Source organism: Sphingobacteriales bacterium (genome assembly GCA_016711285.1).
Taxonomy (GTDB): Bacteria; Bacteroidota; Bacteroidia; order Chitinophagales; family UBA2359; genus JADJTG01.
On the sequence record JADJTG010000013.1, the window covers coordinates 591,321 to 615,176 of the forward strand.

Annotated in this window: 18 protein-coding genes; 11 read left to right on the forward strand and 7 right to left on the reverse strand. The window is 41.5% G+C overall.

Translation table 11 applies throughout. The features are described from left to right. Nucleotides 1-37 precede the first annotated feature (37 nt). The 4 genes from IPL35_12010 to IPL35_12025 form a co-directional block, all read right to left on the reverse strand. Nucleotides 38-1,600: a T9SS type A sorting domain-containing protein gene (locus IPL35_12010; GenBank protein MBK8444085.1), complete on the reverse strand. Its 1,563-nt coding sequence runs from the start codon at nt 1,598-1,600 to the stop codon at nt 38-40. 532 nt (nt 1,601-2,132) lie between these two features. Next, nucleotides 2,133-3,704, reverse strand: coding sequence for a hypothetical protein (locus IPL35_12015; protein ID MBK8444086.1), 1,572 nt, complete (start codon nt 3,702-3,704; stop codon nt 2,133-2,135). Between the two features lie 2 nt (nt 3,705-3,706). Then, nucleotides 3,707-4,177 carry a hypothetical protein gene (locus tag IPL35_12020; protein MBK8444087.1) on the reverse strand — a complete coding sequence of 157 codons (471 nt, stop codon included), beginning with the start codon at nt 4,175-4,177 and terminating at the stop codon, nt 3,707-3,709. Nucleotides 4,178-4,828: 651 nt separating this feature from the next. Further along, nucleotides 4,829-6,007, reverse strand: a complete 1,179-nt coding sequence (locus IPL35_12025; GenBank protein ID MBK8444088.1) for a hypothetical protein — start codon at nt 6,005-6,007, stop codon at nt 4,829-4,831. Nucleotides 6,008-6,477: 470 nt separating this feature from the next. Here IPL35_12025 and IPL35_12030 point away from each other — a divergent pair, with 470 nt between their 5' ends. Continuing rightward, nucleotides 6,478-9,951, forward strand: a complete 3,474-nt coding sequence (locus IPL35_12030) for a T9SS type A sorting domain-containing protein (protein ID MBK8444089.1) — start codon at nt 6,478-6,480, stop codon at nt 9,949-9,951. A 106-nt stretch (nt 9,952-10,057) separates the two neighbouring features. Here IPL35_12030 and fabG read toward each other — a convergent pair whose 3' ends face one another. Then, nucleotides 10,058-10,798: a 3-oxoacyl-[acyl-carrier-protein] reductase gene (fabG, locus tag IPL35_12035; GenBank protein ID MBK8444090.1), complete on the reverse strand. Its 741-nt coding sequence runs from the start codon at nt 10,796-10,798 to the stop codon at nt 10,058-10,060. A 347-nt stretch (nt 10,799-11,145) separates the two neighbouring features. Here fabG and IPL35_12040 point away from each other — a divergent pair, with 347 nt between their 5' ends. The 5 genes from IPL35_12040 to murA all read left to right on the forward strand — a co-directional run bounded on the left by IPL35_12040 (nt 11,146) and on the right by murA (nt 16,152). Further along, nucleotides 11,146-11,574, forward strand: a complete 429-nt coding sequence (locus IPL35_12040; GenBank protein MBK8444091.1) for a cytochrome B — start codon at nt 11,146-11,148, stop codon at nt 11,572-11,574. A gap of 534 nt (nt 11,575-12,108) precedes the next feature. Continuing rightward, nucleotides 12,109-13,161, forward strand: a complete 1,053-nt coding sequence (locus tag IPL35_12045; protein ID MBK8444092.1) for an RluA family pseudouridine synthase — start codon at nt 12,109-12,111, stop codon at nt 13,159-13,161. A gap of 151 nt (nt 13,162-13,312) precedes the next feature. Then, the gene (locus IPL35_12050) at nt 13,313-13,942 is read left to right on the forward strand and encodes a hypothetical protein (GenBank protein ID MBK8444093.1); all 630 of its coding nucleotides are present in this window, start codon (nt 13,313-13,315) and stop codon (nt 13,940-13,942) included. Nucleotides 13,943-14,109: 167 nt separating this feature from the next. Continuing rightward, nucleotides 14,110-14,796, forward strand: coding sequence for a DUF4290 domain-containing protein (locus IPL35_12055; GenBank protein MBK8444094.1), 687 nt, complete (start codon nt 14,110-14,112; stop codon nt 14,794-14,796). 39 nt (nt 14,797-14,835) lie between these two features. Continuing rightward, nucleotides 14,836-16,152, forward strand: a complete 1,317-nt coding sequence (murA, locus tag IPL35_12060; protein MBK8444095.1) for a UDP-N-acetylglucosamine 1-carboxyvinyltransferase — start codon at nt 14,836-14,838, stop codon at nt 16,150-16,152. A 17-nt stretch (nt 16,153-16,169) separates the two neighbouring features. Here the strand turns inward: murA and IPL35_12065 are convergent, their stop codons facing one another. Further along, nucleotides 16,170-16,538 carry a DUF2141 domain-containing protein gene (locus tag IPL35_12065; GenBank protein ID MBK8444096.1) on the reverse strand — a complete coding sequence of 123 codons (369 nt, stop codon included), beginning with the start codon at nt 16,536-16,538 and terminating at the stop codon, nt 16,170-16,172. A gap of 138 nt (nt 16,539-16,676) precedes the next feature. Here IPL35_12065 and IPL35_12070 point away from each other — a divergent pair, with 138 nt between their 5' ends. After that, nucleotides 16,677-17,375: a serine/threonine protein phosphatase gene (locus IPL35_12070; protein MBK8444097.1), complete on the forward strand. Its 699-nt coding sequence runs from the start codon at nt 16,677-16,679 to the stop codon at nt 17,373-17,375. A gap of 28 nt (nt 17,376-17,403) precedes the next feature. On the opposite strand, the gene IPL35_12075 is transcribed toward IPL35_12070, so the two are convergent. After that, nucleotides 17,404-18,423, reverse strand: coding sequence for an acyl-CoA reductase (locus tag IPL35_12075; GenBank protein ID MBK8444098.1), 1,020 nt, complete (start codon nt 18,421-18,423; stop codon nt 17,404-17,406). Between the two features lie 177 nt (nt 18,424-18,600). Here IPL35_12075 and IPL35_12080 point away from each other — a divergent pair, with 177 nt between their 5' ends. The 4 genes from IPL35_12080 (at nt 18,601) to IPL35_12095 (ending at nt 23,843) form a co-directional block, all read left to right on the forward strand. Beyond that, nucleotides 18,601-18,948 carry a ferredoxin gene (locus IPL35_12080; protein MBK8444099.1) on the forward strand — a complete coding sequence of 116 codons (348 nt, stop codon included), beginning with the start codon at nt 18,601-18,603 and terminating at the stop codon, nt 18,946-18,948. A 147-nt stretch (nt 18,949-19,095) separates the two neighbouring features. Beyond that, the gene (locus IPL35_12085; protein MBK8444100.1) at nt 19,096-22,467 is read left to right on the forward strand and encodes a T9SS type A sorting domain-containing protein; all 3,372 of its coding nucleotides are present in this window, start codon (nt 19,096-19,098) and stop codon (nt 22,465-22,467) included. Between the two features lie 76 nt (nt 22,468-22,543). Further along, nucleotides 22,544-23,359 (forward strand): C40 family peptidase, encoded by an 816-nt coding sequence (locus IPL35_12090; protein MBK8444101.1) that lies wholly within the window; start codon nt 22,544-22,546, stop codon nt 23,357-23,359. 25 nt (nt 23,360-23,384) lie between these two features. After that, nucleotides 23,385-23,843, forward strand: a complete 459-nt coding sequence (locus IPL35_12095) for a GNAT family N-acetyltransferase (GenBank protein MBK8444102.1) — start codon at nt 23,385-23,387, stop codon at nt 23,841-23,843. The last annotated feature ends 13 nt before the right edge of the window (nt 23,844-23,856 follow it).

Genomic DNA, 23,856 nt, shown 5'->3' on the forward strand with positions numbered 1-23,856 from the left:
ATTAAGCTACAAAGCAGCTATATTCATCAATAATAAATTAAGGCTCTATCAAGAGTTTTTGTACAATTTGCTGCGTTCCGTTGTTCCATTTTACCAAATACACCCCCGGCGCAAAACCGTTAGTATTCATTTGCAAATAAGGATTTGTATTATCGCTTTCAATATGATAAACGGCGATTAATTTTCCGTTCAAATCCTGTATGCTGATATTTTGTTTGGCAGCATTATTCATTTGCAAAGTTATATCTACAGTGTCGCGGGCAGGATTCGGATAAATATTAAAGCCGGATTTATGATCATTGTCGGCAGGCAGTTGTATTACACCAAATTCGTTGATGGCACCGCCGCCATCGTTATTTTCAGCAAAAGCAGGCATAGCCTCAAAGGTATCGCACCCACCCACTTGAATATGATACAACACCGTATCGCACTCGCCAGCAGCATTGCAGGCTACTACTTTCAGAAAATCTTCTACATCATAGGTTTCAAAACCCGGAATAGGCGTGTATCGCAGGCAGTTTTCGGGCAACAGATGCACCGAGCAGGCGGTGTAGAAAGATTGGATAAAAGTAATTTCCAAGTCATCGTCAGACGATAAATCGCAAAATTCGGGACACAACACAAGCGGAGTCATAGCTTCGGTACATACCGAAATTTCATCGGTGCAAGCAGGGCAATCGTTTCCTACTGTGATATAGTAGGTGGCAGTACGACATTCGTTGTTTGGATTGCATATTTGTATATATACCGTATCCTGATAAGTTTGCGCCAAAGCCTGATAGTTTACACAATAGTCATCAGATACAGCAGAAGCGGCGCAATTGTCGTAAGCACAGGTATAAGAGGCAATACTTTCTTGGTTAATAATAGAAATCATCGGACACAATTCCGCACTGCCGCCTGTGGGTATGCACAAAGTGGTAAAAGTATCACCACTGCTGCCGTCAGTATTTGGATTTTCATTTCCTCCTGTGACACAGGCAGTTTGGCACATATCGGCATCGGAATATATGGCGTTGATATAATCTACACCATTGACAAAAGTGCTGCAACCGCTAATACCTGTACATTGATTATTAATCATACCATATCCCAAAAATGCTTCGCAATCGCCAAAATCAACATTGCTCAAATCGGCACAAGCCGAAGCAAAAATAACAGCATTATAATTATACACTTCTATCACTTGGCAGCAAGTACCGATTTCCACTTGGTTGCAGTCGCTTAAAGTGAGGCACACTGTGAAAGGTGTAACAGTAGCATCGGCTTGCGGTGTGAGCAAGATATTGCAAGGATTCATTTCATTGCTGCTTTGTCCGTCTCCAAAATTCCACGTCCAAGCACATACATCATTATCCAAAGCCACATTTTCATTAAAGCAATAGGAGCCATCGGCATTGACGGTGTAAGTAAATGAACCTAAATCGCAGATGGAAATACAAGCACCATTTTCGTAGTTTATAACACCGGCGCATTCAGCTTCACAAGCGTTGGTATAGGTAATGCCGTTGGAGCAAACAGGTGCGTAAGTATTGGGGCAATCACAATTGTTGGTGACATCTTCGCAAGCACCTTCGGTGTAGTTGAATACCCGGCACATTGAGCTTCGCAGGCATTACCATAAGTGATACCATCGGCACAAACAGGAGCGTAGATATCAAGGCAGAAACAATTATTTGCGCTTTCCCACAATACAATATCATTGGTCATAGCATTTGCAAAGTTATCGCAATAAGGATTAGCAGGAGGAAACGGTACGATAAAACCGCCATAACTGCATAATATATTACCTTCGCAATCATACAAAGTCATATATGGATAATCGGCGATAGGGCAAGAGTTGCCACCGTTGAGGGTATAATAAAGCGTGCTGCCTTCATAGGTAACCTGATGAATAGACAATAAGCAATAGCCTTGTGCATTGGTGATAATATTTTGTAACCAATCTAATTGCAAAGGATTATCAATTTCGCCGCAATCTGCAACAACGGGAGGATTGACTTCGCAAGCACCTTCGGTGTAGTTGAATACACCGGCACATTGAGCTTCGCAGGCATTGCCGTAGGTGATACCATCGGCGCAAACAGGAGCGTAGAGGTCAGGACAAACACAAGGCGGTGCGGCTTGCCAGATTACTTCCTGACAGATGATATTTTGCCAGAAATTATCGCAAAAGCAGTATCATTTTCTTCCCAAATAATCAAACCGCCGAAGCCACATACCGCATTTCCTTGACAATCATACACATAAGAAGGCGCATCGAGACAAGGGAAGCCATTACTGATATAAAAATAGCTTTGCCCATTGGCGTGTGTGATGGCAGTAATGCTGTTCAAACATTCCTGACCTACAAAACCGCTCAACCAATCCAATTCAGCCAAAGGATTTTGTACATTACACACTTGGCAAGCAATGACGGTAGTGTCGCTACCACATTCGCCGTTGGTATAGTCATATACACCAGCACATTGAGCTTCGCAGGCATTACCATAAGTGATACCATCGGCGCAAACAGGAGCGTAGATAGCGGGGCAAACACAGCCTATATTGCAGTCTGCCAGTACTTCTACAGTATATTTACGAATATAAATGGTATATTCTTGGAAAGAACCGTCAGCTGTGATTTGGATACCCGTAGCCGCAAAAACAAAAGTATCTGTACCCAAAAATCCCGAATTAGGAATATAAGTAAAACTTTGTTCCCAAGGCTGTCCGGTAAAAGAAACCGTACCATTTTGCGGAGCGAGTGTTAAAGCGACTCCTTCTTCATCACCAAATGAACCCAACATATCGCTGAACATTACAGCGGTGCTGTCGTTGAGACAAATACTGCCATAAATATAGGTAGTATCGTTGGGGATAATATTACATTCGCCGACAACATAATCAAATACACCACTACACTCAGCTTCGCAGGCATTGATATAAGTGATACCATTGGCACAAACCGGAGCATAGCCGAATTCTTCGCAGAAGCAAGGCGGCGGAGCAGTCCAAATTATTTCTTCACAAATAATATTTTCCCACAGTGTATTACAGATGCTGTCGTTATTTTCCCAAATAATCAAACCACCAAAACCGCACAATTGATTACCTTGGCAGTCGTAGAGATAAGAAGGTACATCGGTACACGGAAAACCTCCGCCGGTATAAAAATAACTTTGACCGCTACTGTGTGTAATCATCGTAATACTACCGATACATTGTTGCTGTGTAAGAGCAGCGAGCCAAGGCAAATCGGTCAGCGGATTTTCGGTATTACAGCCATTGCAGTCGCTTGGGATAGGGCTGCACTCGCCAACACTCCAAGAAGTGATACCATTGGCGGTGGCGGCACAAGTATTGGGATAAGTAACGCCATTACAGCCACAAACCGGCTCATAAACATCAGGGCACAAAATATTTTGGTATTGTATTGCCAACGCCGATTCGTAGCACTCGGCGGGAGCAGCACAATTAATTGCATAATACACCATATATTCGCCGTTATCCGGACACACCATCGGATTTTGCTCAGGAACACTTGAACTGAATTTAATCACATCACCTACTGCAAAACCAAAATCGCTGATATTTGAATTATAGATATAAGAACCATCTGTGAGAACGATAGCCATACCGCTAAAACAAGGAGTATTGACTTCTACTATTGTACCGAACTGATTATACAGGCAATCGCCGCAATTCCAAAGCGGTGCGCCCAAAGCTACAGAGGTTGTATAAAAGTCGGGTAATATTCCAAAGCAGTTGCCCTGGCAATACCGCCGTCTGTGCAAACCAATGTGCCGTTGCCATCAAAAATAAGTGTTTGTACATCGGCGCAGGGCGCGTCCGGATTAGGAGCTAATACAAAATAAGTTTGCTCATTATAGCAATATTGTTGCAAGCTATAACCACAAGCACAATCTGTGTCTATATTGCCGATAGCTGAAGCCAACCAGGGTAAATCAGATGCGCCATAAATGAGTGTGCAGTTGGCGGGGTTGATATTACATTCACCTTCAACATAAACAAATACGCCATTGCACTCTGCTTCGCAGGCATTGCTGTAAGTGATACCATTGCCACCGCAAACAGGCGCGTAAATAGCAGGGCAAATACAATCGCCGTCCGGATTTACAACCTGATAACAAGTGATATTTACTAAAAAGTCCTGCCATACAACCAGAAGCGGCATCGGCGGCAAGATTATAATCAAAATGAAGTGTCATTCCCGCTGTCAAATTTAAACCAAAAGGCACGCTTACAGGCTCTAAAACAGAACCGTCTGCTAATTGTATCACCAAACCACAACCATCTAAACCCGTATAATCAACCACAGTACCCGAAGTTGCATAGGTACAATCATTATTATTTCCACAATCAGGGTTAATATTTACCTGATAATAAAAATAATCAGTGGTCATACCGATAGTGGTAAATACAGTGAGCGTATAGAGTGTGCTTTGTGAAGGAGCCACCCAAGCCGCAAAGCAGTTATTGACACAATTTAATGACTCTGAAGGATTCCAGGCAGGAAGTGCATTGCCCAACATTCCCTCCAATCCGATAAGAATAGAATCTCCGGCGCAAATGTTATACACCAATGTGTCGGAAGCAGGTGGTGGGGCGATACCCATACAAAGCGTTTCGCAGGCTTCGAAAGATGAATAAAAATATTGGCTGTAATCTGTTCCGTCTATGCTCCAATCGCAGCCACTTACAGAAACACACTGACCGCCGACATAAGCCACGCCCAAAGCCATATCGCAAACACCAAAATCCAAACCTGCCAAATCTAAACAATTACTTTCTGTATTGCAAGCACCAAAAATATAGTCAAATACACCTACACACTGAGCTTCGCAAGCATTGTTGTAGGTGACACCATTGGCACAAACAGGGGCGTAAAAATCTGTGCAAAAACAAGGATTAGAATTGCTCCACAACAATACATCATTGGTTTTTCGGCGATAAACCCATCGCAATAAGGATTAATAACAGGCGGATACATCGGATAACCGCCGAGAGCACATAATTCGTTGCCTTCGCAATCATAAATGATCATATTAGGATAATCAATGGGGCAAAAATTGCCGCTGCCACTGACGATATAATAAATCGTATTTCCTTGATAATCTGCCTGATGAACTTCCTGCACACAAGGCGATGTATTGATGACATTTTGCAACCAAGGGAAATCCAAAGGATTGACGGCGGAATCGCAAGTGGCAACAAAAGGCGGCGGAATAGGGCAACTGCCAGCTACATAGCTAAATACGCCTGCACATTCGGCTTCGCAGGCATTGCCATAAGTGATGCCATTAGCACAAACGGGATCATAAACAGCCGGACAAGCGCAAGGCTCAACAGCAGGAGGAGTCCAGATAGTAGTTTGGCAAGAGATATTATCCCAAAAATATTTACAAACCGCTTCGCCATCATTATTGTGCAAAATATCATCGCTAAAGGCACAAATTTGATTGCCATTGCAGTCATACACATAAGAGGTGGTAGCAGGGCAATTGCTGTTATTGATATAAAAATAATAACTGCCATCATTTTGAATGATCGCATCAATGGCAGCCACACATTCCTGAGCAGTAAAAGCAGCAAGCCAACCCAATTCGGCGATAGGATCACTCACATCGCATACTTGGCAGGTAGCTGTAGTAATACTGTCATCGGCAGACGAAACATCAACGACCGGAATAAAAATGATACTGTCTCCGCCACCGGTGGTGGTATAAAAAAGAGTATCGGGAACACCTATAAAAATGGAGTCAAAAGGGGGTATATCAACACCACCAATATTAATACTATCCACGACTGCATCACAGACTCCATCAACATAATCAAAAACGCCGTTGCACTCAGCTTCGCAGGCATTGCCATAAGTAACGCCGGCAGCACAAACAGGTGCATATATTTCTGCACATACACAATCCGTTTGAGCATAATTTATCAGCGGAAAGCAGTAAAGCAGCAGCACCCAACAACATCGAATAATCAGTAATTTTAAATTCATATAAAAAAATTAAAATAATTTTGTAAAAATAAAAGACAAAGTTAAGGCTAACTAACAACTCTATATAGGACAGTTGTGTGTAAAAATAGCGATCAATAATCTTTATGACATGATATGCCTGATTTGACCTTACAAAGGTGCTCTGTTTTTATTGTTGTTACAAGAATTTTTTTATGTATTTGTACCTTATTTTATTGTTATTTTTATTTATAAATTATTTATTAATAATTGATTAATGATATTTTTTGTACATAAAATATAAAATATTTTTAAAATATTTTAAAAAATAAAGAATAAAAAGCGTTTCTGACAATAGTGTGTAGAAAAGCCCTTACATAGAAACAGATATATCATATTTAGTGAAAATTTAATAAAAAATATATACCTTACAAGCCTGAAAATTCAGGTGCTATTGCATTGCTCCATTGACAGTATATTTTTATAATTTTAAAAAACATACATTATATTCAATGAAACATTATATTTTTTACTTACTATTTATCTGTTGTACTTGGAATCTGCTCGTGGCACAAAGCGGAGATACAACAGTAGTACAAACATTTACTTTTCAAACCCCTAATCCGCCGGCTTGGAGTACTTATAGCGGTGTATTCGATTTTCCTGATGGCTCGGAAAGTTATCAGCGTATTCTTATGGTACAAACCCTCAAATGCGATGCTGCTACCAATCAGGACAACTACCCCTGCGGCGAGTGGGATTATCTTACCTACACCTACGTTACCGACAGCAGTGGTGTTTGGGACTCTACGCGCTATGTAATACCCAATTTTTTAGTCAATGACAATGCCGTGGACGAATACGCCTACACAGCGTCACCCACTTTTTCCTATTATCAGCAGATGCAGCAGGTTGCAACATATTCACCCAACGCCGTTTTTCAAAATTTTTCTTTGAGTTCCGGCACATCATCTGCCGCCGCCGTCAGTGGCAACGCTGTACGCCATCAGTACAAATGGACTGCCGACGAACTATGGCAAAGCGGTTTGAGTGCGGGCGAAATAGATGCTTTGAGTTTTGAAGTGCAACAAGGAAGTACCCTCAAAAACTTGCAGCTGCGATTAGCCAACACGCTCAACAATTTAGAAAATACATTTTTAGAAAACGAATCTTTCAGCACCGTATATCAACAACACAGCACTTTGAACAGCGGAACAGCTACGCTGTATTTTAAAGAGCCTTTTCTATGGGACGGTGCTTCGGATATTCTGTTGGATATTTCATTTTATCGTGATGCAGCCGCACCCGAACCCGTATTGATGTGGGAAACTACCCCTTCCAATCAGGTATGGGCGAGCAACAGTGGTACATATTTGGAATTTGACGGTAGCGGAAAATATGTAAATCTGGGAGCAGCGGCGCAAATCAGCGGCAATGCACCGCGCACCATAGAAATGTGGGCACGCGCCGAAGCCTTCAACGATGCGGGTATTTTTCAGGCGGGTATTACCGGTTCGGTGGGGCAGGATTTTTCGTTGCGCACTATGACCACCAACAACCTGTGGCGTATGCAACAATGGGGCGCACCCGATTTTAATGTCACCTTAGCCAACAGCCTCAACAACTGGCATCACTACGCTGTAGTATATAACGGCACACAAACATTAGTATATTACGATGGCAATTTAGCCGGACAAAAAACATACAATATCAATACCGGAGCACAGGATTTTTGGCTGGCGCGTTGGGACAATTCTTATTTAAAAGGAAAAATAGACGAAGTGCGCGTGTGGAACACTGCCCTCAGTGCTACTGCGATTGCCGATTGGAAAAACAAAAAAATAGATGCTTCGCACCCCAATTACAGCGACCTGAGAGCCGATTTTGGTTTAGATGAAGGCGGCGGTGTTGCCGTCAATAGCAATGCCAACAACCTCAAAGGATATTTAAAATTAAAACCCCAATGGAAAAAATGGCAAGCCGCAGAGATTAATCATTTGGCAAGCAATAGCAACTTACGCCCACTCATCACCTTTTATCGCAGCGAAGAAGCCGCCCAAGTTCAAAGTATCAGTGTTACAGACACCATTCAAAATGAATATGATGTATTGGTATTATTCAATAATCCCGATGGTTTTAAAATAGAAGATGACGCACCCAATCACCCCAAATTACCCACCGACACTTTGTATGTATGGAAAGCGGGCTATTCTTATATTTACGACCAAAACGGCAACAAAACCGACTCTGTTGCCATTGCTCCGCAACAAAGTATTAGCCGTCAGGACAAAACCTATTACAGTCCGGTGGTGCGCTACGAAATCGGACGCTACATCACACCTTACGGCATCAATTTAGATTTAGGAGCGGGCTTTTCGTGGGTATATGATGTCACCGATTATGCACCTATTTTGCGCAATAAAGTGCGTCTTTCATCAGGCAATGCACAAGAATTGTTGGATTTGAAATTTTTATTTATCAAAGGCACGCCGCCGCGTCCGGTGCTGGGTATCAAAAATCTGTGGAGTGGCAATTTTCTGTATTCCGATATATCAAGTGAAAAAAAATGCGAGCCGGTAAGTTTCAAAGTACCCGAAAATTTTGAAGCATTTAAAGTAATTACCCGCACCACCGGTTACGATTTTCCATCGCCGAGCGGTTGTGGTGAATTTTGCGAAAAAACCCATTATTTAAGTGTCAATGCACCCACGCCGCAGTTTCAATGGCAAGTATGGAAAGAGTGCGCCGACAATCCTTTGTATCCGCAGGGCGGCACTTGGATATTTGACAGAGGCGGCTGGTGTCCGGGCGATGTGGTGCAAACCTTCGAACACAACGTAAGCCATTTGGTAAATGCGGGCGAAATAAATACTTTTGATTACGATATGCAGGCGGCAACACCTTATCAGCCGCAGGGAAATTATGTAATAGAAACACAATTGATTTCTTATGGTGCGGCTAACTTTGTAAAAGATGTAGCTATTGAAGACATTATTACTCCGAGCAAGAAACAAATCCATCAGCGCAAAAACCCCATTTGTGGGCAACCCGTCATTCGTATTCAAAACACCGGACGCGATACGCTCCGCAGTGTGTTGGTAGAATACGGCATCAAGTCGCTGGCACTCACTTTGCCCTGTTACTATCGCTGGGAAGGTGTGCTGCCGCCGATGGCTTCTGCCGATGTTACTTTGCCTTTGTTCAACTGGACTAACCTCAATCCTGCCAATCCGGTATTTTTTGCCCGTGTCAGCGAACCCGATTATACCAACGACCCCTACACTGCCAACAATTATATGGAGTCGTCTTTTTCATTGCCTCCACAATACGAAAGCGGGCTTGTGTTCAATTTTAAAACCAACAATGAGCCACAGGAAAACAGCTATTCTTTAAAAGACCACAGTGGAACGGTATTGTATCAAAGTGCTACACCGCTGCAAGCCAATAAAGCCTACGAAGAAACTTTTGTATTAAATGACGGCTGCTATGTGCTGGAATTTAACGACAGCGATGAGGACGGTTTGGAATTTTGGTATTTTCCTGAAGACGGAGCGGGGTATGCCCGTTTGCGCAAGCCCAATACCACCAATCAATATTATATAACTTTTGAGCCGGATTTTGGTAAAAACATTTATCATCAATTTACCGTAGGCTATCAATTAGGCGAAGAATACTGGGGGTGGGAGTGTCCGAACCTCACCGATGTAGAAGATATTTTGCACGAAAACGACAAACGGGTGAGTATTTTCCCGAATCCCGCCAAAGAGCGCGTAACGGTAGATATGTCTTTTGCAAAAGCACAGCATATCCAATTGCGTTTGATGAACAATTTGGGGCAAGTAATATGGAGCGAAGATGCAGGCGATATACAAAATCGTCAGATAAGTATTCCTTTGCCGGCGGGTGCGAGTGGTATGTATTGGCTGCAAATAATCGGCGACCACGCACCTTTGTCCGTAAAACCTATTTTTGTAGTACAGCCATAAACAAAACTATATCAACATAGTATATATAGTTGTTGAATAATATAAAAAACCCTTGATAATACATTGATTATCAAGGGTTTTATTTTTTTAAATAAAGAATTTTTTCTTAAATCGTAATACCTCCATCTACACTGATTACAGTGCCGGTAATGAAAGAGGCTTTGTCGGAAGCCAAATACACATAAGCATTAGCGATGTCTTCGGGTGTGCCCAAGCGTCCGAGTGGCGTGCGTTCGGTGAGGGAATTTACAATTTTTTCAGGAATGGTTTTGATGAGTTCGGTAGCGATAAAACCTGGAGCTACCGCATTTACGGTAATGCCTTTGCGCCCCAGTTCGCGTGCCCACACCTGCGTCATAGCAATTACGCCGGCTTTGGTAGCGGCATAGTTGCTTTGCCCGAAATTACCGTATAAGGCTACCACCGAAGAAGCATTGATAATGCGTCCGAAGGCATTTTGTTCCATATAAGGCACTACGGCTTTGGTGCAGTTAAATACGCCGGTCAGGTTCACGTCAATCACTTGCTGCCACTGCTCACTGCTCATTTTTTTGAGGGTGGCATCGCGGGTAATTCCGGCATTATTCACCAAAATATCAATACGACCGAGAGTTTGTGCCACTTGTTGGGCAGCAACTTCTACGGCAGCCAAATCCGAAGTATTCACTTGCACAAACATAGCCTTGCCGCCCTGCTGTATAATTTCCTGTACCACGGCTTGTCCGGCGGTTTCGTTCAAGTCCCAAATAGCAACTGCTGCTCCTTCTTTGGCAAAGCTCAAAGCTGTAGCTTTACCGATACCGCGTGCGCCACCTGTAATAATAGCGACTCTGTTTTTTAATTCCATGTATGAATATTATGAAAAAAATAAATGATATTGTACTCCAAATAGTAATACTACCTCTTGCGAGGAGACAAATTTTAAAGTTGAAAAATATTTCAAATGTTTGCCATTATGTATGAAAAATATTTTTTTATAACATTGACTTTTATTTAAAAACAAACAATATAAAATATAAAATATTGATAATTAACTATTTATAATAAAAAAATATAGATTGACTTTTTTATTTATAAAATAATATTATAAGTAAAAATCTATTTTTTATACACAAAACAGAAGCACTTTATCAGGAGTTTTTACCTTTGTTTTTCTTATTATCATTTTTTAATAAAAACTTTTTATTCTTGCGTATGTACACCGGACTGCTTCATTTTCATTCTTATTTTCGTTATATAGCATTGGCATTGCTGATAATAATTTTTGTAAAAGCATTGTTGGGCTGGCTTTCGGGCAATAAATTTGAAACCATAGACGACAAATTATCGCTTTGGACACTTATCGCTTTGCACATTCAAACCTTGCTCGGCATTGTTTTGTACTTTGTAAGTCCCAACGTGCAGTTGAGCGGTGCAGCGATGAAAGATGCCAATTTGCGCTATTGGTCGGTAGAGCACCTGACGATGATGTTGCTGGCAGTAATTATTTACACCATTGCCCGCATCAGCATCAAAAAAATGACCGACAGCAACAGTCGTTTTCGTCGTTTGGCAATATTCAGCGGCTCGGCGTTGGCTATTATCATCATCAGCATTTTGCAAAGCGGCAGAGGCTTATTGTAGCCGCCGAAAGGAAGATATAAAAAGGCGGTTTTTTAGGAAAAATATATCCGAAAAACCGCCTTTTATGCTGAGTGCACCAAAGACAAAGAGAGGAGCAAATGTTCAGTAATTATCCCTCTTGCGCACAATCATCTTGAATTTCAACAGGTGCTACCATAGAAAATTTAGGGCAAGTGCCACATTTGTCGCGCTTGAAAACACTGCAAGAACTCAAGGTAAGTACAGCGCAACAGCATAAAACAGCGATTATTCTTTGAGATGAAATAGATTGAAACATAGCACTGAAAACAGATTATTGGTGAATATTAAAATTTTAAAACACTTATAAAAGTAAAAAATTAATGGTATAGACAACGCATTTATGCACAAGTTTATTGCAACAGGAACTGATATTTTTAAAAAAACACAAAATAATAAATCTAAAAAGAAACAAATGCGTTGTTGAATGTTACATTATTGCGGTGAAAATAATCATTTTACGACAATAAAAACATCTCAGAGCCAAAGCAATATTATTTTTGCAGCGAAAAAAATATGAATTTTAATAACGAAGAAGAAATCAGCGACATAGAACTGTCCGGGCAGCAGGAAGGCGGCGATGAATTATATGAGCATTTCAGGTATGTAGTAGATAAAAAACAGGAACTGCTGCGTATTGATAAATTTCTGTTTAATCGTTTGGAACGGGTGAGTCGCCATCGTATTCAGGTGGCGATAAAAAGCAGCGCGGTACTCGTAAACGGCAACACCGTAAAACCCAACTACCGCGTAAAGCCCTACGACACCATCACCATCGTAATGCCCTATGCGCAAGAGCCAAACGAAGTATTGCCCGAAGATATTCCATTAAATATAATGTACGAAGATACCGCCTTGGTGATTGTGAATAAAGAAGCGGGTATGGTGGTGCACCCGGGCTGCGGCAATCCGCGCGGCACTTTGGTAAATGCCTTAGTGCATCGCTACGGTGTAGATGCCGAGCGGGTGGGGGAGGCGTTTCGTCCTTGGTTGGTACACCGCATCGATAAAGACACCACCGGACTGATGGTAGTGGCACGCACCGAAGAAGCGATGAACCACTTGGCACGGCAATTTTTTGAGCGCAGCGCACAACGCCGCTATATAGCGTTGGTATGGGGCAATTTAGAAGCCGAACAAGGCACCATAGAAGGCAACATCGGCAGAAATTTGCGTTATCGCAAAATTATGGACGTATTTCCCGAAGGCGAACAAGGCAAACCCGCCGTTACACACTATCGCGTATTGCAGCGTTTTGGCTATGTAACCTTAGTAGAGTGCAAACTCGAAACCGGCCGCACGCACCAAATCCGCGTACACTTCAGCCATATCGGACACCCGCTTTTCGGCGACGAATCCTATGGCGGCGACAAAATCGTGAAAGGCACTGTATTCAGCAAATACAAACATTTTGTAGAAAAATGCCTTCAGATATGCCCACGCCAAGCCTTGCACGCCCGCACTTTGGGCATCATACACCCCACAAGCGGGCAATACATACATTTTGAAAGCGAATTGCCCGCCGATATGCAAGCTCTCATTGCCCAATGGGAACACTATACACAATAATACTGAAAAAAAATGGTCGGCTTTTTGATACACAATACAAAATTTGTCAATTGTTTTTTGTAAAAATTATACATTTATATTTTAAAGAACTAAATTTGTGTGTATTTACAGAGTAAATCATTTAAAATTCCCCTAAAAATCAACAATATTTATGAACTTGCGTTTTTTATTTGTATTGAGTGTAATATTTGCTGTGCTTATCAATGCTTCGTGCGGAAAAGGTCCGACTTGCGATGATGGTATCCAAAATCAAAGCGAATTAGGTATTGACTGTTGCGGTCCCTGTGAGGAATGCGTAGGTTTGGTAAATTGCAATCCAAATCAAATCGTATTACCTACCTGCACAGACGGTGTGCAGAACGGCAGCGAAACAGGAGTAGATTGCGGCGGCTCTTGTACGCCCTGCTCCACCGTATCTGCCGCCAAAGAACTCACCGCCAAAGTAGATGGAGCTACGTGGACAGCTACCACCATCAACGCTATCCGTCAAAATGACAGCACTTTGGTACTGAGTGGCACCGCCCAAAACGGCAGCAGCATCTACATTACTTATACAGGTAATTTTACTACCGGCTCTGCGCAGGTGGGCGATGGTATGGTGGCTACTTATTTGTCGCCTACGGCACAATCTTGCAGTGCTTCCGAAGGCTCTGTCACTTTTACCACCTTTGATACCGGCACTAAAAAAATAGCAGGTTCTTTTTCGTTTGCTTGCAGCGTAAGCGGCGGCGGCAGCCAATCAGTGACACAAGGCAGCTTTGCCAACATCACTTACCAATAAAAAAACAATATATCAAAGACATAGCAACATCTCATCATATTACACAGATAACCCAAAGGGCTTTAGCAGTAATTTGGCTGCCAAAGCCTTTTTCTGCTGTAACAAAACACTTTTATTCAACAGCCTTCATTGATTGATGAAGGTTTTTTCTTATTTTATTTAAAATTATGTTTGTAGAAAATTATAATAAACCGCTCAAATTCAGAGAATACGGGCGTTTGGTGCAAAAAATGATTGAATTTACTGCTACCATTGAAGAAACCCACAAGCGAGAGCAAGCGGTGAAAGAAATTATTGAGATAATGGGGCAAGTAAATCCGCACCTGCGCAATGTAGAAGATTTTCGCCATAAGTTGTGGGATCACTTGTTTGCTATGTCTGATTTTAAATTAGAAGTCAATTCACCCTACACTGTTCCTACTCAGGAGTCTTTGGCTTTATCGCCGCTTCGTTTGCCATATCCGCATCAAAAAATACAGATAAAGCACTACGGAAAAAATGTAGAAACTTTGATTAAGAAAGCGACAATGGAAGAAGATGACGAAAAGCGAAAAGCATTTACAGAACTAATAGCGAGTTATATGAAAATGGTTTTGAGTGCCCGCACGCAAGAGTCAGTAAATGACGAAACAATAAAAGAAGATTTATTTAAACTCTCAAAAGGTATGCTCACCTTAGATGCAGATGCCAAAGTGCCAACTGCCAAAATAAATAATGCGTTGCCCAACAATAACCCAAGTAATAATAACAAAGGGCAACAACACAACAGAAATAAAAATTCGGGCAATAATAATAGAACACAAAAAAGCAACAACAATAATAATAATAACAATTTTCGCCGTAAAAAACAGTAAGCAAAGTATATTATTTTGCACCAACGACACATTTTTTTTATGGATAATACGGCTTTGGAAATTGTAGGCGGCAAGCCTTTGAGAGGCGAAATAGAGCCGCAAGGCGCAAAAAACGAAGCATTGCAAGTAATTTGTGCCACTTTGTTGAGCAGCGAAAAAATCATTCTTTCCAATATTCCCAATATCCGCGATGTTAATTTTTTAATAACATTGTTGGAGGAAATAGGCGTAAAGGTAGAGCAATTAGCCGCTAATACTTTTTCGTTTCAAGCAGATGCCATACAGTCCGATTATTTCACTTCGGCGGCGTATTTGGAAAAAGCCCGCGCCATTCGCGGCTCGCTCACCATTTTGGGTCCTTTGCTCGGACGCTTCGGCAGGGCATTTGTTCCGAAACCTGGTGGCGATAAAATCGGGCGGCGGCGTATTGACACACACCTGCTGGGTTTTGAAAAATTAGGAGCAAAGTTCAACTACGATGCCCACGAAAACAGCTACTCCATCGAAGCCCCCGCCACCGGCTTGAAAGGTACTTACATGCTTTTAGAGGAAGCCTCTGTCACCGGCACTGCCAATATTATTATGGCGGCGGTATTGGCAGAAGGCACTACCACCATTTACAATGCCGCCTGCGAACCTTATATTCAGCAATTATGTAAAATGCTGATAGCGATGGGCGCAAAAATTTCCGGTATAGGCTCTAATTTGCTCTCTATTGAGGGCATTACAAAATTGAGCGGCTGCTCACACAGATGCTTGCCGGATATGATAGAAGTGGGGAGTTTTATAGGATTGGCGGCAATGACAGCCTCCGAAATTACGATTAAAAATGTTGCCTACAATGAGTTGGGCATTATTCCCGACACTTTTCGCAAATTGGGCATCATCATAGAAAAGCGCAACGACGACCTCCACATTCCGGCACAGGAACACTACGAAGTACAACGCTATATAGACGGCTCTATCCTTACTATCAACGACGGCACTTGGCCTCGTTTCACACCCGACCTCATCAGCGTAGCTTTAGTAACCGCCATACAAGCCTCCGGCAGCGTACTCATTCATCAGCGTATGTTTGAAAGTCGCTTGTTTTTTGTGGACAGGCTGATTGAAATGGGGGCGGAAATTGTGCTGTGCGACCCACACCGTGCCGTAGTCAATGGTTTAAACCGCCGCTACGCTCTTCGAGGTATCAGTATGTCGTCGCCGGATATTCGGGCGGGGGTATCGCTGTTGATAGCGGCATTAAGTGCCAAAGGAAAAAGCAACATCAGCAATATATCACAAATAGACAGGGGCTATGAACAAATAGACCTTCGTCTGCGTGCTTTGGGAGCAGATATTAAAAGAATTTAATAGAAGTAAATTTTTATTCATCGTGCCGTAATTTTGATATTTTTGGCTTCAAAAAGGTCAAAAAGTTGTTTTTCAAAAGCGGGAGCAGAGGTAAGTGCGCGGGCATCATTGGAAAAACCATAGGCTTCAATGGGCATTCCAAACCAATTGGTATCTAATTTTTTATTATTATTGGCATCGTGAAACAAACGGACGGCATAACGACCCTGCGGCAACTCGTTGAATTCAAAAAAGCTTTTTTTATCGGAAACATCCCCCCAACGCTGCGCCACCACTTGTTGTTGTTCGTTGTAGAGTTCCAAAGCCACTTTTCCCTGATTATTGGGTAAGCCGCGTACTTCTATGTGCAAAGCAACCTGATGTTGGGAAGAAAAAGAGATTTTCATTATTATAAGATGTAAGATATTAAAAAAGCAAAAAAAATAAAGTTTTAAATACCAAAATAACATAATCAACAGTATTTTTAGGAAAAAAAATCAAAACTCAAAGTAAATAATTTTATTTTATTTGACCTTTTTATTTTTATGCGTCAAATTGCTGTTTCTGATATACACGGACATATTCAAACATTTGAACGTTTACTATACAAAAAAGTAAAACTGCAACTTACAGACGAGTTGTATATTTTGGGCGATTATATAGACAGAGGCCCCGGCTCCAAACAAGTAATAGATTGTATTCTTGAATTGCGACAGGCAGGCTATTCGGTGCATTGCATTATGGGCAACCACGAAAAATTGATGTTAGATGCACGCAACAGTTTATTAGATGCCCAAATTTGGTTACAAAACGGCGGCGAAGCTACTTTGCGCAGTTTTGGCGTACTTAATTTATACGAAATACCTCCCTTATATTGGCGTTTTTTGGAATCTCTGGCATACTATATTGAACTAAATACTTACTATTTGGTGCATGCCGGTTTTGATTTTTCTAAATCGGGGGCAGCCTTGGAACAATTGGAGGCAATGTTGTGGATAAGAAAATGGTATCGTACTTTAGACAGGGGTTTTTTAGGCAAAAAAAGCATTGTACATGGGCATACTCCCATCACGAAAGATGAAATAAAAACTATGCTCGCCCAACAAAAAGAACTCCCCGTGTTGGATATCGATTGTGGTTGCTACGCCTATTGGCGCAAAGGAATGGGGCGTTTATGCGCTTTTGACCTTACCAACAAAAAATTGTATTTTCAAAAAAACATAGACGTAGAAAGAATAACCTAAAAATAAATGCGACAATGGGGCAGGAAAATTAAGGCGTATGCAATTGCAATAGAAACTGCATCGTATCTATTTTGTCGGCATAATCGCTGAGAGACGGATTTTGTGTGTTGCCAAAGGGAATAAACCCTTCTCCTACAACGACTTGTATATCAGCCGCCTGTTCAATGAGGTGGTTGCTCAAATCATCGTTGCTGTCATAAAATTCAAAATGCACACAACTCAAAGGTGAGCTTACGGCTTTGTTTTCTATCAGCATCAAAAAATCGCTGGCGTAGTGCGGTGTTTGATTGAGTAAGAGCAGCGAGCGCAGATAATCATAATTGTTTTTATATTTATGATGTTGCATCATCTCCGAAAAAGACTCCAAATGATCTAAAAGATAAGAAAAATCGTAGCCCTTGGGTACGAACAATTTAGACACATTGCGACAGCCCAAACCAAAATAAGTAAAAATATCCTGCCCGAGTTGTTCTATATCATTCGGGGTTTCTTTGCCCGTCAATACTGCCACGCTTCCCCTGTTTTTGCGAATAATATGCGGATATTTGGCAAAATAATGCTCAAAATAACGACCACTATTGTTGCTGCCGGTGGCAATGACGGCATCAAAATTTTGGATAATATGCTCGGTAAATACGGTAGATTGCTGTGCAAAATCAGCCTGAATCAAAGCCAATTGCTGCCATAAAAAACGCGGCAGGTGTTCATCTTTTGAAGACAATTTAACAAGAGCCTTGTTGCCGCTCATCAGCACTGCCAACCAATCATGAAAACCCACCAAAGGAATATTACCCGCCATCACCAGAGCAATAGTTTTGGGCGGGTGAGCGTGGTGCAAATCCAAGCGGTAGTGCTGCGCCCATTGTTGCAAAAATTCGGCATTCAGAAAACGCGAAGCAATGCTGCGAATTGCCAAACGACAATTGTCGGACGTAAACCAGGCATTGTGAAAAAATGCAGTGCGTATGGCATTTTCTTGTGCCTCGCCACCCTCCAGCAAAACATCGCCCCAGCAAGCGAGCAGCGCAATTTTATCTTTTAATAGCATTAAAAAAATCTTTTTTTAAGGAAGTTGCTTTATCTTTGCAAAGATATTTTGAAGGGGATAGTTTTTATACAACAAAAGAAAAAAAATATTTAAAAAACTATATAAAGCAACTGATTGTTAAATCTCTGAAATTTATTTTTATAACCACCCGACAAAAATATCTTAATTTATATTACAATGGCTATTATGATAACCGAAGAGTGCATTAATTGTGGAGCCTGCGAACCGGAGTTTCCCAATAATGCTATTTATGAGGGAGGTTTAGAGTGGGCGATAGAAGACGGCACAGATCTAAAAGGAGCCTATACATTAAAAAAAGGCAAAGTATTAGATGCAGCTATCCGCAACCGACCGGTTTCTGATGATTATTCCTATATTGTGAGCGATAAATGCACCGAATGTGTAGGCTTTCACGAAGAACCACAATGTGCGGCAGTGTGTCCGGTAGATTGTTGCGTACCCGACCCAGATAATGTGGACACAGAAGCGGAATTACTGACACGGAAAGAAAAATTACACGTGTAATTAAGATTTTCTATACCGAATTTATATTAATATAGTGCAAATATACTATATTTGCTTTTTGATGTTCCAAAAGTTATTTTTTTTATTGAATAAAAAACAAATTAAATAAAAATAAATATTTAAAAACTTAAAATCACACTGAAACGAATGAAGATCTTTACACTCAAAAGTCTTTTAGGTTCGGCTCTGTTGTTGGTGGCAATGTTGTTCTCTATGCCTGCACAAGCGCAAGATTGCACTGCCAATTTGGGAACTGTAACTTATCCCGCAGGAACAAATACCACAACCACACCGCCTACTTTAATCACAAATTTGGTGGCATTAGATGCCAATCCCAATCTTTTACTCAATAACTATGACGGCTTTACTGGTGCTACCGACTTGTTGTGGGTAGTAGTAGATGCCGACAGTTTGTATGACGATGCCAACAATGCCTTAGATGGTCCGATAATCGTAGGATTTTCTGAAGATGGCACTTTTGATTTCAGCACTTTGGGTCCTGGCAACTATTGCTACGAAGCTTTGGTATATAACCAAACCGAAGTAACGGCTATTTTGGGAGCAGTAGGAGGTATTTTGTCTTGTCCGAATTACATCGCCGAAAACGGAGCTTTGGCTACGCTTCCCGATATTTATTATTGTTTGGTAGAGTCAGGTTTGTATCCGGCTTCAGGTGTTTCATTTGACCGCGTTGTATATAGCTTAGAGGTAGTATTACCAAGTTTTGGTGTACCTCAACCTTGTTTTGATTACACCGATAGTCCCGCATATTGTGTAGAAGTAGCTGCTGCTCCTGCTGTTATTTGTGCGGCAAACGGCGGTGTTTTGTCACCTGCCAGCAGCTCAGTGGCCTTGGGCGGATACAGCACACCATTTACAGCTACTGGCCAAACTACTTTAGCTGGTTACGAACAATTTTTCGTATTGACTACCTACGTTTCAGGCGTAGAAGGGCTTGTTGATGGCAATTATGTTGCTGACCTGTCACTTTCCGGTATTTTTTATGCCAATGGCAACAACTATACCACAGGAGATTATGATGTATGGGGATTGAATGTACAAGGCGGTATAGATACTTTGGTAGCCCTATTTGGTCAAGAGCAATATTTAACAGCAGAGATGATATTAGCTGCCGTAGAAGCCGGAGATTTATGTGCAGATTTCAGCGAAGCTGCTGCTTTGGAAGTTACCTGCGGTGCAAATGCCGGAATGATAATGTACGCCGACACTACCGTAGAATTAAACGGCACTTTAGCTGCCGCTGAAACGATGTCACAAAATACAGATACTACATATAGCTATGGCTATTTTTTAGCTTATGATATAGACCCCGATAGCGGATATGTATATGATATTGTAAATTTTTCTTTAGATGGTTCTTTTGATTTTACAGATTACCCCGAAGGAGCTTATTATGTTTTCGGCTTCCAAATAGCCAATTCTTATATTGATTTATTCAATAGTTTGCTAGATGATGGTTCTATTTCTGCTATTGAAAATATTCAGTCCGGCATTGAAGATGGCATATTGTGTGCTGATTTAAGCGAAGTACAAGAAATATGGCACGGTGCAGCAGTTGTTGTATTTGATTGCGAAAACTTGCAAGCCAACGTAGGCGATGCTTGTGATGACGGCAACGCGAACACCGAAAATGATATGGTAAATACCTCTTGCGAATGTGCAGGAACACCAGTAGCACCTACTTACGATTGCGAAAACTTGCAAGCCAACGTAGGCGATGCTTGTGATGACGGCAACGCGAACACCGAAAATGATATGGTAACAAGCGGTTGCGTTTGTGCAGGAACACCAGTAACACCTACTTACGATTGCGAAAACTTGCAAGCCAATGTAGGCGATGCTTGTGATGACGGCAACGCGAACACCGAAAACGATATGGTAACAAGCGGTTGCGTTTGTGCAGGAACAGTAATTGCTCCTACTTACGATTGCGAAAACTTGCAAGCCAACGTAGGCGATGCTTGTGATGACGGCAACGCGAACACCGAAAATGATATGGTAAATACCTCTTGCGAATGTGCAGGAACACCAATTGCACCTACTTGCGCTGCCGAAGCCGGTACAGTTACACCTCCGGCTAACACAACAGTAGCTTTCGGTGGTACTTCAGAAGCACCAAGCGTAAGCGGTCATAATACGAGCGAAGCATACTCTTATGTATATGTATTGACAACTGACCAACCAGGCAACAGCACAATATATGACATAGTAGCTTATAATTTCAATGGTGAGTTCAGTTTTAGCAGTTTGCCTGCCGGAACTTACAACGTACACGGTTTGAGCATTTTAACCGAAGATTTGACAACAGCAGTAGGAGCCATCAACAACGGCTTAATTACAAGTGGCGAAGCAGCTTTGGGTGCTATTGCCAACGGTGTTGTATGTGCAGAATTAATCGTTCCGGGTTATCAATTAACTGTACAGGAAGCAGTAAATGTATGTGCTGATTTCGCAGTATCTGCTTCTGTTGATCCTTGTACAGCCCAACAAGAAACACAAGGTTTATATTCAGTAACAGTATCTTGGGAAGGTGGTGCTGCTCCTTATACCATTGAAATCGGCGGTGTAGTAGTAGAAGAAGATTATAGCGGAACTTCATATACCATTAGCAACCAAGTAAACGGCGATGAATACAATGTTACGGTTTCTGATGCCAACGGTTGTTTTGGCTCTGCCAGTGGCACAGGTGAGTGCAGCAAATGCGGCAATTTTGAAGTAAGCGGTATTGCTGAATGTAACGAGCCGGGTAGTGCTTATGATGTAGCCGTGAGCATCAGCAATGGTACTGCTCCTTATGACATTATAGGAACTTACAACGATGACAACTATACCTCCTCAAGTTTGGATTTATTAGGTATTACTGCTGGTGATGAATACATTTTATACATTACCGACAGCAAAGGTTGCACCGACACATTGAGTGGTTCAGAACCTTGTAAATTAGATGTAGATTTGATTCGTTTCGAAGGAGAAGTAGCAGCAGAAGGCAATTTATTGATTTGGGCTACTGCCGCCGAACTCAACAGCGACTATTACATTTTGCAACGCTCTGTTGATGGTATCAACTTCATCAACCTCGCAAACATTGACAGCAAAGGCAATAGCACTGCTACACAACTTTACAACTATTTGGATAAAACCGCAACACCTTGCACAGCACATTTCTACCGTCTTGTAGAAGTAGATAATTACGGCTATACCGAAGTTATCTCTGATGTAATTCGTATATTCAACGCCGGACAAACTTGTACAGATGTAACAGTTGCGCCAAACCCTGCTACCGATAAATTAACAGTAGTAGTAGGCAGCAGCGTAAACGAAGAAAGCACTATCACTGTATATGATGTAACGGGTCGTATTGCTTTCCAACAAATGGCTACTTTAGTTCAAGGTATCAACTCTATTTCTTTAGACATCAACCAATTGCCTGCTGGTGCTTATCAATTAATTATTGTGAGCAACAACAGCAATAAAGCGGTGAAATTTATTAAAAAATAAAGTAATTGAAGTGATGAATATAGAAGCCTCTGAACACACAGTTCAGAGGCTTTTTTTATAGATAAAACAAAAAAAGATGCAAAAAAAAGCAGTTTTTGTACAATCTTTAGTCCCTGTTCGCAGCGAACCCACCCACCGTAGCGAAATGGTATCACAAGGGCTTTTTGGCGAAAGTTGCGTTGTATTGGAACAACAAGCCGAATGGTATAAAATAAAAATGCAGTATGACGACTACGAAGGCTGGGCAGCAGCAGGACAAATAGCAATATTAGCAGCAGCACCGCTTTCGGATACCACCATTGTACAGGGTTGCAAAGCAGCTTATCTGTGGCGAAAAGAAACACTTAATTATCAAAAAAAAACAAGGATATACTTGGAAGCAGGAGCCGAATTACCAAATTCTGTGTTGAGCAAAAATACATTTTGTATCAACGAAACCGAATATGAATACAAAAGCCGGCCAACAAACTCAAAAACAGTTGTTGCCCCTTCCTCTTCGAACACCGCCGCAAAAATATTACAAACAGCTCGTTATTTTCTAGGCGCACCCTATTTGTGGGGCGGGCGCAGCAGGTGGGGCATAGATTGTTCGGGTTTGGTGCAAATATGCCACAAATTGCACCACATAGCACTGCCCCGCGATGCCTGGCAACAAGCGCAAATCGGTGAGCGTGTGGAGCATTTAAAAGAAGCTCAAACCGCTGATTTAGCTTTTTTTCATAATGCGCAGCAACGCATCGTACATGTAGGAATTTTATGGAATAAAAAACAAATTATCCACGCTTCCAACGAAGTGCGTATAGATACAATAGACGAGAAGGGTATTTTTAATGCCACACTCCAACGCTACACACATACCTTGGCACATATTCAGCGTTTAATATATCATTAGTATTTTTATTTTTTTCTTTGATAATATGGCAACACTTCACGAGATAAATATAATGCGCTACACACCGCAATATGAGGCGGCAGTATTAGCGTTATTCAGGAGCAATATTCCTCAATATTTCGCTCCCGAAGAAGAAAATGAATTGGCAGAATATTTACGGCATCATGCCCACCATCATTATTTAATTACGAATACCGAAAACGAAATATTAGCTTCGGGCGGCTTTGAAGTACGCGGCAACTCCGGCATTATCGCATGGGATTTTGTACACCCCCAACAGCAGCGAAAAGGTTTGGGAAAATTATTGCTGAACTTCCGTTTGAATAAATTGCAGCAATATCCAAATGTGCAAATAGTCAGGGTGCGCACTTCGCAGTTTGCTTTTGAATTTTACCAAAAATCAGGATTCATTTTACAAAACATTCAAAAAGATTATTGGGCAAAAGGATTTGATTTGTATGATATGGAAAAATTATTCAGCTAAAAAAAATGTGTTT